Annotated in this window: 13 protein-coding genes; 9 read left to right on the top strand and 4 right to left on the bottom strand. The window is 59.9% G+C overall.

The features are described 5' to 3' along the window. Nucleotides 1-60: 60 nt before the first annotated feature. Nucleotides 61-717: a potassium channel family protein gene (locus ANI01nite_RS04705; RefSeq protein WP_038992348.1), complete on the bottom strand. Its 657-nt coding sequence runs from the start codon at nt 715-717 to the stop codon at nt 61-63. A gap of 7 nt (nt 718-724) precedes the next feature. After that, complete coding sequence (locus ANI01nite_RS04710; RefSeq protein ID WP_038992320.1) at nt 725-2,158, bottom strand: TrkH family potassium uptake protein; 1,434 nt, start codon at nt 2,156-2,158, stop codon at nt 725-727. Nucleotides 2,159-2,363: 205 nt separating this feature from the next. On the opposite strand from ANI01nite_RS04710, the gene ANI01nite_RS04715 reads away from it, so the two are divergent. The 5 genes from ANI01nite_RS04715 to ANI01nite_RS04735 all read left to right on the top strand — a co-directional run bounded on the left by ANI01nite_RS04715 (nt 2,364) and on the right by ANI01nite_RS04735 (nt 6,325). After that, nucleotides 2,364-3,533 (top strand): acetoin utilization protein AcuC, encoded by a 1,170-nt coding sequence (locus ANI01nite_RS04715; RefSeq protein WP_052253885.1) that lies wholly within the window; start codon nt 2,364-2,366, stop codon nt 3,531-3,533. 101 nt (nt 3,534-3,634) lie between these two features. Further along, the gene (locus ANI01nite_RS04720; RefSeq protein ID WP_066140976.1) at nt 3,635-4,072 is read left to right on the top strand and encodes an ArsR/SmtB family transcription factor; all 438 of its coding nucleotides are present in this window, start codon (nt 3,635-3,637) and stop codon (nt 4,070-4,072) included. Between the two features lie 190 nt (nt 4,073-4,262). Then, a complete protein-coding gene (gene gdhA / locus ANI01nite_RS04725) occupies nt 4,263-5,606 on the top strand; it encodes an NADP-specific glutamate dehydrogenase (RefSeq protein WP_038992317.1) in 1,344 nt (447 codons plus the stop codon). Nucleotides 5,607-5,862: 256 nt separating this feature from the next. Next, nucleotides 5,863-6,087 carry a helix-turn-helix domain-containing protein gene (locus ANI01nite_RS04730; protein ID WP_013349804.1) on the top strand — a complete coding sequence of 75 codons (225 nt, stop codon included), beginning with the start codon at nt 5,863-5,865 and terminating at the stop codon, nt 6,085-6,087. A gap of 139 nt (nt 6,088-6,226) precedes the next feature. Next, complete coding sequence (locus ANI01nite_RS04735; protein WP_005504750.1) at nt 6,227-6,325, top strand: 30S ribosomal protein bS22; 99 nt, start codon at nt 6,227-6,229, stop codon at nt 6,323-6,325. A gap of 102 nt (nt 6,326-6,427) precedes the next feature. Here the strand turns inward: ANI01nite_RS04735 and ANI01nite_RS04740 are convergent, their stop codons facing one another. Then, nucleotides 6,428-7,234: an HAD family hydrolase gene (locus ANI01nite_RS04740; RefSeq protein WP_038992316.1), complete on the bottom strand. Its 807-nt coding sequence runs from the start codon at nt 7,232-7,234 to the stop codon at nt 6,428-6,430. 62 nt (nt 7,235-7,296) lie between these two features. On the opposite strand from ANI01nite_RS04740, the gene ANI01nite_RS04745 reads away from it, so the two are divergent. Both ANI01nite_RS04745 and ANI01nite_RS04750 read left to right on the top strand, forming a co-directional pair. Beyond that, nucleotides 7,297-7,542, top strand: a complete 246-nt coding sequence (locus tag ANI01nite_RS04745) for a glutaredoxin family protein (protein ID WP_307723203.1) — start codon at nt 7,297-7,299, stop codon at nt 7,540-7,542. A 27-nt stretch (nt 7,543-7,569) separates the two neighbouring features. Beyond that, entirely contained in the window at nt 7,570-8,244 is a 675-nt protein-coding gene (locus ANI01nite_RS04750; RefSeq protein ID WP_255209569.1) for a redox-sensing transcriptional repressor Rex, read from the top strand. Nucleotides 8,245-8,349: 105 nt separating this feature from the next. Here the strand turns inward: ANI01nite_RS04750 and ANI01nite_RS04755 are convergent, their stop codons facing one another. Beyond that, nucleotides 8,350-9,126, bottom strand: coding sequence for an AI-2E family transporter (locus tag ANI01nite_RS04755; protein ID WP_141356461.1), 777 nt, complete (start codon nt 9,124-9,126; stop codon nt 8,350-8,352). A 174-nt stretch (nt 9,127-9,300) separates the two neighbouring features. Between ANI01nite_RS04755 and ANI01nite_RS04760 the strand changes: the two genes are divergently transcribed. Both ANI01nite_RS04760 and ANI01nite_RS04765 read left to right on the top strand, forming a co-directional pair. After that, nucleotides 9,301-9,963, top strand: a complete 663-nt coding sequence (locus ANI01nite_RS04760; protein WP_038992310.1) for a histidine phosphatase family protein — start codon at nt 9,301-9,303, stop codon at nt 9,961-9,963. 5 nt (nt 9,964-9,968) lie between these two features. Further along, nucleotides 9,969-10,592 (top strand): TlpA family protein disulfide reductase, encoded by a 624-nt coding sequence (locus ANI01nite_RS04765; RefSeq protein ID WP_038992308.1) that lies wholly within the window; start codon nt 9,969-9,971, stop codon nt 10,590-10,592. Nucleotides 10,593-10,599 lie beyond the last annotated feature (7 nt).

The following is a 10,599-nucleotide window of genomic DNA, read 5'->3' on the forward strand; positions in this document are numbered from 1 at the left end:
AACGGCGGTGGCCGGCAACCAACTGGATGCCGGCCACCGCCGTTTTCGAATCCTTTGGCCCTAGGGGCGGGCCGCGAACCGCTCCAGCAGATCCACGTGTCCCGAGACGATCAGGACATCTCGACGCGTCACCATGGTATCGGGGATTGCGTAAGTGAAGTCCTCACCAGGGGACTTCACCCCGACAATGGTCACCCCGTACTTGGAGCGGACCTGGGACTGGGCCAAGGTGAAGCCCTGGGTCTCCTTGGGCGGGTACATTTTCACGATGGCGAAGCCGTCATCGAATTCGATGAAGTCGAGCATGCGACCGCCGACCAGGTGCGCGGCACGCACCCCGGCATCGGCTTCCGGATAGATGACATGGTTGGCGCCGATGCGCGTAAGGATCTTTCCATGGGACGGAGTGATGGCCTTGACCCACAGGTGCTCGATGCCCAGATCCACCAGGTTGACGGTGATCAGCACCGAGGATTCGATGGAAGTGCCGACGCCCACGACAGCAGAGGAGAATTCCTGGGCGCCGAGCTGGCGCAGCGCATCGATGTTGGTTGCGTCGGCCGCGACAACGTGGGTCAGGGTGCTGGCCCACTGCTGGACGAGCTCCGGGCTGCGCTCGATGGCCAGCACTTCGCGGCCCTGCTTGACCAGCGTCTCGGCGACAGAGGCACCGAAGCGGCCCAAGCCGATCACCAGCACCGGGGCATTGTGGTCCATGTTCTTGTCAGCCAATGAGAGGCCTTTCTTCTGGAAGTCTGAACAACGTGTTGCGGTGGCGCATGGTCAATGCGCTGGCGAGTGTAATGCTGCCGATGCGTCCGGCAAACATCAACGCGCTGAGCACATATTTGCCAGCCGGAGGCAGTTCTTGCGATACGCCGGTGCTCAGCCCTACGGTAGCAAAGGCCGAAATCGACTCGAACAGGGCGCGCGAGAAGCCCACTGATTCATCAATGGTCACCAGTGCCCCGGTAGCGACCATCACCAGCGAAGCGCCCATGGCGACCACTGAGATGGCCACGCGCATGGTGCCCTGAGGAATCTGCCGGCCGAAGGCCTTCGCGTCCGTATCGCCGCGGACCTCTGCCAGAATGGCCAAGAACATCACGGCAATGGTGGTGACCTTGATGCCGCCAGCGGTGGAAGCTGAACCGCCACCGGCAAACATCAATGCGTCGGTCAGCAGGACGGTCACCTGGTGGATGTCGTTCTGGTCCACCAGATTGAATCCACCGGAACGGGTCATCGTCGAGGCGAAGAATCCATGAATGATCTTGTCGCTCAAGGACAGACCCCCAATGGTCTTGGGATTGGCCCATTCGAATACCAGCCACAGGAAGGATCCGGCAAAGAGCAGGATCGTGGTGGTGAGCATGGTCAGCTTAGTATGCAGGTTCCACTTCTTGATGTTGAACTTGTGCGCCAGGAGCACCATGATGACCGGGAACCCCAAGGAACCGGTGAAAACGCCGGCCATCAAGGGTCCCAGGATCCACAGGTCGGTTTCATAGGGAACCAAACCATCGGAGTGCGGGGTGAAGCCTGCATTGTTGAAAGCCGAGACTGCATAGAAAATTCCGTGCCAGATGGAGGACAGCACGCTTTCGCCCAGAATGTAGAAGCGCGGGATCAAGAACAGCGCGATCACCGCCTGCAGGCTGATCGCCGTGAGGATCACGATGCGCAGCAGCGAGCTGACCTCGCCCAGCGCAGAGGCTCCAGAACTGTTCATGGAGTTCTGGGCCATCAGCTTGGCTCGCACGCCCAGCTTGCGCGATACCGCCAGGGACATGATGGAGGCCAAGGTCAAAATGCCCAACCCTCCCATGAACGTCGCGACCAGCATGATCAGCTGGCCGGCAAATGACCAATGCACCGCGGTGGAGACGGTGGTGAGGCCGGTGACGCACACCGCCGACACCGCCGTGAACAATGCGTCATGCAGCGCGGTGGCTTCTCCGGTGGCCGAGGAAAACGGTGCGGCCAGCAGGGAAGTGAACAGCGTGATGGCCAAGAGGAAAGCGCCAAGAGTCAAGCGCGCGGGGGAGCGCACGGTGAAGTCGGCGACTGCGATGCGAACCGCCAGCCATTTCTTGCGTCGCCGTTCACGCATTTCAGCTGCCCGGGCACTGGGGCCCGGTGCACTGGCTGTGCTCATTTATTTCTCGCCGTTTCCTCGGGAACAGTACTTTGCCATGCGGAATTGAAGTCCTCCTAGTAATTTACGCGTTTCCACCGCTAAACGCTTGCGTTGCCCGCCTGAAGACCAGACAAGCCTCGCAATCTGCCATAAATTCATGAGTTGGATCACTATCGGGTAGCCTGAATTCGTGTTAGATCCGCAGCATGCCCCACGGTCCACCATGGTGATGTGGGATGAACAGTATCTGAAGTACAAATTCAGCGACTGGCATCCGATGCACCCTTCGCGGCTAGAGCTGACCTATCGGCTCAGCGACGAGCTGGATGTTTTCGATGCGCAGAACGTCTCGATCCAGGCGCCAGAAGTTGCCGAGGACGCGGTTATCGGCACGGTTCACGACCAGACCTATATCGACCAGGTACGACGGGTCAGCAACGATCCGGCACTGGTTGCCGAAGAATTCGGCTTGGGCACTGAAGACGACCCGGTATTCGCCGGGATGCATGAAGCAGCCGGACGCATCGTGGGAGGTTCGGTGATGGCGGCCCAAGCCATCATGGATGAAGATGTTGTCCGTGCAGTGAATTTCGCCGGCGGCATGCACCATGCAGCGAAGAGCAAAGCCAGCGGTTTCTGCATCTACAACGACGCTGCCGCCGCGATCCAGCGCATGCTGGAACAGGGCGCGAAGCGCGTAGTCTACATAGATGTCGACGCGCATCATGGGGATGGCACCGAATCGATCTTCTGGGATGACGAACGTGTGCTGACAATTTCCATCCACGAATCGGGATTGTCGCTTTTCCCGGGAACCGGATTCGCCAATGAAATCGGCGGCAAGGATGCCCAGGGCAGCGCAGTCAATGTCGCTCTTCCGGCCATGACCGGGGACTCCGGGTGGATGCGTGCTTTCCATGCGATCGTTCCCCAACTGGTGCGCGCCTTCAAGCCGGAAATCATTGTCTCCCAGCATGGATGCGATGCGCACCGTGATGACGACATGACCAATTTGAAGCTGTCGGTCGATGCCCAACGCCAGGCCGCCTTGGATATTTCCCAGCTGGCGGACGAACTGTGCGAAGGCCGTTGGCTGGCTACCGGAGGCGGGGGTTATAACGTCACTGCCGTCGTGCCGCGTACCTGGACCCATCTGACCGCGATTGTCGCCGGCAAGCCGGTGCCGTTGCGCACCTATGTCCCCGAGACTTTCCGCCGCTATGTCCTGGAGAAGTACGGGCGTGCCATGCCTTATCTCATGGGCGACGATGCCCAGTTGTGGTGGCGCAATTGGGAAGTTGGCTATGATCCGGCCGATCCGGTGGACCGGACCATCATTGCTACCCGCAAAGAAGTTTTCCCGCTATTTGGCCTTGATCCCTGGTTTGACTAGCCTCGGGTCGATACGACCACTGGGCGCAGCAACAAGACTTCACAGCTTTTTCGACAAGTAAATCGATTGCCATTCATTCATATGCCGTTAGGGTTATGAGTGTGGCAATTGATGAAGTATTTTCGGCGTTGGCTGAGCCGACCCGACGCAGGATCATAGAAGCGCTCAAGTCCGAGCCGAAAGCCGTGGGCACCTTGGTCACGGAACTGGAGATTTCCCAGCCGACCGTTTCCAAGCACCTGAAGGTATTGCGCGAAGCTGAGCTCGTGAGCATGGCCGCTGCCGGGCAGCGGCGCATCTACAGCATCGACACCGCTGCGCTCGAAGACCTCGTGCATTGGTGCACCGAATTGGTACCTGCACCAGCGGTGGACCAGGAACCGGCAACGGCCGAAACCGGAACCGAGGGGCAGCTGGCTGTGGCATCGAATCCGACCGCCCAGCAGATCGGCCGCCGCGTGGGCCAAGGCTTGGAACAAGTTACGGGACGTGCGCAGGAATTCTTCGAGAAACTTCCTCGGTTCGGACGCCGACGCTAGGCGTTGTCCAGTCTTCGACGCTGCAACCGGGCAAAATGGTCAATCTTTTAAGTTACGCGCGCAATCCTGTTTTATAACAAGAAAATTTTGTTCAGAATGCCCAGCATGGCATTCTCGTGTGCGGGGCAGTGACGCCGGCTATGAGGCCCCTCGTGCGCCTGTGCCTGCCCCAAGTGATGAGGAGAAGAACTTGGACAAGCACTTAGCGACGATTCGCGACGAAGTCTTCCGCCGCAATCCCGGCGAAGCAGAATTCCACCAGGCCGTCACAGAAGTATTCGAGAGCCTTGAAGCCGTATCGGTCAAGCACCCTGAATACGCTGAAGCCGCAATCCTGCAGCGTTTGTGCGAACCTGAACGCCAGATCATCTTCCGCGTGCCATGGGTTGACGACGAAGGACGCGTGCAGATCAACCGCGGCTTCCGCGTTGAATTCAACTCGGCACTAGGCCCATACAAGGGCGGTCTGCGCTTCCACCCATCGGTCTACCTTGGCATCGTCAAGTTCCTGGGCTTCGAGCAGATCTTCAAGAACTCCCTGACCGGCATGCCAATCGGCGGCGGCAAGGGCGGCTCGGACTTCGACCCCCGCGGCAAGTCCGATGGCGAAGTCATGCGCTTCTGCCAGTCCTTCATGACCGAGCTCTACCGCCACATTGGCGAATACACCGACGTGCCAGCAGGCGACATCGGCGTGGGTGGCCGCGAAATCGGCTACCTCTTCGGCCAGTACAAGCGCATCACCAACCGCTACGAGTCCGGCGTGCTGACCGGCAAGGGCTTGAGCTGGGGCGGTTCCCTGGTTCGCCCGGAAGCCACCGGCTACGGCGCAGTGATCTTCACCGAAGAAATGCTCAAGACCCGCGGCCAGACCTTCGACGGCCAGCGCGTGGTCGTTTCCGGTTCGGGCAACGTGGCAATCCACGCCATCGAGAAGGCGCAGGCACTGGGAGCCAAGGTCGTCACCGCCTCCGACTCGGCCGGCTTCATCGTCGACGAAGGCGGCATCGACCTGGATCTGCTGCGCCAGATCAAGGAAGTCGAGCGCGGGCGCATCTCCGAGTACGCCGAACGCCGTGGCAGCAAGAAGGTCAAGTACGTCGCAGGCGGCAGCGTCTGGGACGTCGAAGGCACCGTGGCCCTGCCATGCGCAACCCAGAACGAGTTGGGTGCCGAGGCTGCGAAGAAGATGGTCGCCGCTGGCACCATTGCCGTCGCCGAAGGCGCCAACATGCCTACCACCGCTGAGGCAACGTCGATCTTCCAGGATGCCGGAGTGCTCTTCGGCCCAGGCAAGGCCGCCAACGCTGGCGGTGTCGCCACCTCGGCCCTGGAGATGCAGCAGAACGCCAGCCGCGATGCATGGACCTTCGAGCACACCGAGCGCCGCCTGACCGAGATCATGGTCGGCATCCACGACAGCTGTGCTGCCACTGCAGACGAGTACGGCATGCCAGGCAACTACGTCGCCGGTGCCAACATCGCTGGCTTCGTGAAGGTTGCTGACGCCATGCTAGCGCAAGGCGTCATCTAGTAATTCAGTTTGTTGCAATCCGCGTGGATTCATCGGAACCCCGGTGAATCCACGCGGATTGTCTCATTCTGGCATCGAAATATGCGATTCAGATGGTCACCGGTGTGTTTCGTGATGCAAAAGTTACAAAAGTGCGATTAGACTAGTACAAAGCGAACGTGAACCTGAACCGCCGATGTTGATCCAAAGTCGTGTAAGTTCATCTTCGCTAAAATAACGCGACGAATTAGAGATCAGCGTCAGGAGAATATCCCGCATGACGGATAAACAGAATTTTGCCGGAGCCCGATTCATGACTGTGGCCGAAGTCGCCGACATGATGCGTGTTTCCAAAATGACCGTTTATCGGCTGATCCACGCCGGTGATCTGCCAGCTGTTCAGTTCGGTCGCTCCTATCGTGTTCCGGAAAACGCCGTGGAATCATATCTGAATGCCGCGGCCATTGATCCGCAGCACGGTACCGGTTCCTACGGTCGATAGTCCGCGCGATGGTCAGAGCATGGCCGAAAAGCGGGTAATCTGTTAAGGAACGTTTAACGTCCGGTCAACCTTGTCCTTGTGCTCGCGCGCAAGCAGGCGTTTGGGGTTGACGCATTTATTTAGTTTGTGAGGAACCACTATGGGCTCTGTTATCAAGAAGCGCCGCAAGCGTATGTCGAAGAAGAAGCACCGCAAATTGCTTCGCAAGACCCGCCACCAGCGTCGCAACAAGAAGTAAATCTGCTTCTGAGCGTTTGCCGCTTGGCAATCATCGCCACCGCTTCACAGTGATACTGCTGAACGGTGGCGATTGCTTTATCCAAAACCGCTCAACGCCCGCCTAAGAGCCGGAACGGCGCACGAATGAACGCCGGGCAGCCCAGAGCGCGCCAAGGACGCCAGCGGCCTTCAGGCCCAGTTTGGCGGCCCGCTGGCCGGTGCGGAAGTCATAGACCTGCCAGCCGCGGCGCTTGGCGTAGGCGCGCAGCCGTGCATCGGGATTGATGCACACCGGATGGCCCACGGCTTCAAGCAGGGGAACATCATTGTAGGAATCCGAGTACGCCCAGGACTTCGATAGCGAGATTCCGCGAGCCTTCGCCAGGGAGCGCACGGCCTGGGCCTTTTCCGCAGCATGCAGGATCGGACTGGCCAGCGCTCCGGTGTAGAAACCGTCTTCGCTGGCCACTACGGTGCCCAGTGCGCCGGTAAGTTCCAGGCGATCTGAGATGACATTCGCCACTTCCAGGGGAGTGGCAGTGACCAGCCAGACCTCACGCCCCACCGTCCGATGCTGGCGGGCAATGGCTACCGTCCCGGTCCACAGCTTGGGTTCGATGTATTCGTCATAGATCTCGTTGCCGATCTTCTCGATCTCTGACACCGGAATCCCGCGAACCATCATCAACGCACGGTCGCGGATCTGGTGGATGTCCCCGAGGTGCTCGCCTCGGGCGGCGAAGCGCAGCTGCTTGAGCGCGAACCAGAGGATTTCGCGGAACTGGAAGAAACGGCGCTCATGCAGCTTGCGGGCCAGCAGATACAGCGAGGCGCCGCGCACAAGTGTGTTGTCGACATCGAAAAAAGCGGCGACCGTTTCCGGCGCCAGGGCGGAATTCGGGCTGGGGTGTGGATCGATGGAAGGCATTTGATCCAGTTTATTTCATCGCCAAGTTTAAGCGTGGTTACGGCTCGTGAGATTATAGGCAGGTGAGTACTTTGCATCAGATCCAGCTATTGGTTCGAGAAGGCTGCCACCTGTGCCACGCCGCACGCGCAACCGTGGCCGAGGTGACTGGACGGCTGAATATGGAGTTTTCCGAACTCGATATCGACCAGCACCCCGAACTGCTGGCAAAGCACCACGAAGAAGTGCCGGTGCTGCTCATCGACGGAGCAGTCCGCGACTTCTGGCACATCGACGCACAGCGTCTCGAACGGCTGCTGCGCAGCTAGCCGCGGCGGAATTCATGAATATGCGTTGTGCTCGTCCAGAGCACCGAAAAGTGCGGGAGAACGAAGATGTCAGAGCTTGAAGCCCGGGTCCTGCCTGAGGCCACGCTGGCTCGACTGACCCAATACCTGCGCGCGCTGAACGCCCTGGAAGCCCAAGGCCTGGAACGCACCAGTTCCGGGGTGCTGGCCAAGGAAGCCGGCGTTAACCCCTCCATCTTGCGCAAGGACCTTTCCTGGTTGGGATCCTACGGAACCCGCGGTGTGGGCTATGTGGTCCGCGAGCTGGCAGAACATATCAGCCGCACACTTGGCTTGAACCAGGACTGGCGTGTGGCCATTCTCGGCGCAGGCAACCTCGGCCGGGCGCTCAGCGGCTATGCAGGGTTCAGGACTCGCGGCTTCAACGTCAAGGCGATTCTGGATGTCGATCCTGCACTGGTGGGCAGCGCAGTTGGCGAACTGCATGTGGAAGCCATCGCGGACTTGGCTGCTGTTGTGGAACGCGAGGAAATCAACATTGCCGTCTTGGCTGTTCCCGGAGAAGCCGCGCAGGATCTGGTCTACGAACTGGCCGAGCTGTCGGTCCGCTCGGTGCTCTCCTTCGCGCCGAAGCCGCTGCGCGTACCAGCGGGAATGAATCTGCGGCGCGTCGACCTGTCCACCGAATTGCAGATCCTTGCCTACCTCGCCGTCCAAGGCTGAAACTCCGGCAAGCAGAAAGGCGTAGCCGCATCATCCTCCTATGGGATGACGCGGCTACGCCTTGATTGTTCTTGCGGGGCCTAGCGAAGCTGCAAGGCCAGGGGTTTAGCGGAAGCCCGCGAGGCGGGCCTGGCGGCGCTGCGCAATGTATTGCGAGGACGGGCGCAGCCAGGAGAAGACCACGCCGGCAACGCCCAGCAAGATGCCCACAACGTAGACGGCATTGATGATTCCGGCCTGGGTGTCGGCGAACATGCTGATCATTGGAACGGTCGTCACGAGGTTCAGCAGCGAAATCGCACCGAGGATCGTGGCGATAATGCGCATGGCGCCCACGCCGCGGCCAACGAAGAAGCCCACCAGGAAGTACAGGCCCAAGGTGATGACCATGCCGACAATCACGAAGCTCGACATCATGGAATTGACCTGGGACATGAACGCTTCAGGGCTGGCCATCATCTGCTCGACCAGCGGATCCTGCTCCATGCCAGGAGTGCTCTGCATCTGCTTCTCGAACTCTTCTTGGACCAAGGACCACTGTTGGCCAATCATGTTCGCCATCATGTTGGAGTTGGCCATCAGCCAGCTGGCCAGGGCACTGAAAATGCCGGCGAGCAAGATCAAGCCAAAGGCGATGGCCAAGGTCCGCGGACGCTCGGTCGGCGGCTGCACGCCAGCGTAGCCGCCCTGCTGGCCATACTGGTCGTAGCCCGGAGCCTGCGGCTGCCCGTAGGGATTCGGATTCTGGCCGTACGGGTTCTGGCCATAGGGCGAGGGCTGCTGGCCGTAGGGGTTTTCACCGTAAGGGTTCTGCGATGACCCCTGGCCCGAAGGGTTCGGGTTATAGGGCTGGCCCGGCTGGTTAGGATTGTAGTCGCTCATCATGCATCCTTCTGGGTCGAACTATCTTATTTACCAAGCGTAGTGGCAGGTCATTGTGAGCAACCCCTCCGAAAGGATGGTTTTTCCATATGGGATTCCAATGCGTGTCCTGTGAATAGTTGACGGTGGCCACAATATGGCTAATTTGCACCGAATATTTGAGACACTGGAATCATGCCATTATCGACTGTCCATTTGTTGCGCCATGGGGAAGTTTTCAACCCTGACCGTATGCTCTACGGCAGGATCCCCGGCTTCGGGCTCTCGGAACTGGGATTCCAGATGGCCGATGGGGCAGGCGAATATTTTGCCAAGCGCCAGGCCGAAGGCGGCAACGTGGTCCGATTGGTAGCCTCTCCGCTCTTGCGTGCCCAGCAGACTGCCGCGCCGACCTCCAAGGCCTTGGACCTGCAGATCCACACCGACGAACGGGTGATTGAAGCGGGCAACAAGCTCGAGGGCCTGTCCAAGGTCGCAGAGCACCTGCGCCAGCCGAAGTATTGGCCGCTGCTGGTCAACCCGCTGAAGCCTTCATGGGGTGAAGCCTACGTCGAGCAGGTAGCCCGCATGCGCCTGGCCATGGACGAGCATCGCAAGGCAGCGGTCGCCGAACACGGCGAAGGCTCCGAGGTCATCATCGTCAGCCATCAGCTGCCGATCTGGGTGACGCGTCGAGCCGCCGAGAAGAAGCGTCTGTGGCATGATCCGCGCCAGCGCGAGTGCACCCTTGCATCCATCACCAGCTTTGATTTTGAGGGAGACGAATTGGTCTCCGTGCGTTACACCGAACCGTGCCCCGAGCTGCTTGCCGGCGCGGCGAATATCCCTGGAGCCTAAAGCAAATGACTGATCCCGTGCCTAATCCTCGCCCGTTGAGCCGCCGTACCATGCTGCGATCGCTGATGGTTGCCGCCGCCGTGGTGCCGCTGGCTGCCTGCAGCGGCAAGGAAGATGCGCTGACCGCGCAAGCGAACAGCGGCGACGGCAAGAACTACATTGCCGGCGACGGTGCAGTGGAAGAATACGAAGTATCCAAGCGCAGCGAACCGGTGGCCATCAAGGCCACCACGTACCATGGCACGGACATCGACTTCACGCAGTGGCAGGGCAAGCCGGTCGTCATGAACTTCTGGTATGCCGCCTGTGCACCGTGCCGCATCGAAGCGCCGGATCTGAAGGAAATTGCCGAAGAGTTCGGCGAGAAGGTCGAATTCATCGGCATCAACGTACGCGACGAAGCCGAAGCCGCGAAGGCCTTTGAACGCACCTTCGACATTCCCTACGAGTCCGTGCAGGACACTGACGGGGCGATCCAGCTGGCGATGACCAAGTACGTGCCGCTGCAGGCTGTTCCATCCACGCTGGTGCTGGACCGCAAGGGACGTGTCCGTGCCCGCGTGATCGGTGCGGTGGAGCCGGGTACTCTCAAATCGTTGATCAGCACCGCTCTGACCGAAGAGTTGTGAGCTGAGC

Origin of the sequence: Glutamicibacter nicotianae (assembly GCF_006539525.1) — a bacterium.
Taxonomy (GTDB): domain Bacteria; phylum Actinomycetota; class Actinomycetes; order Actinomycetales; family Micrococcaceae; genus Glutamicibacter; species Glutamicibacter nicotianae.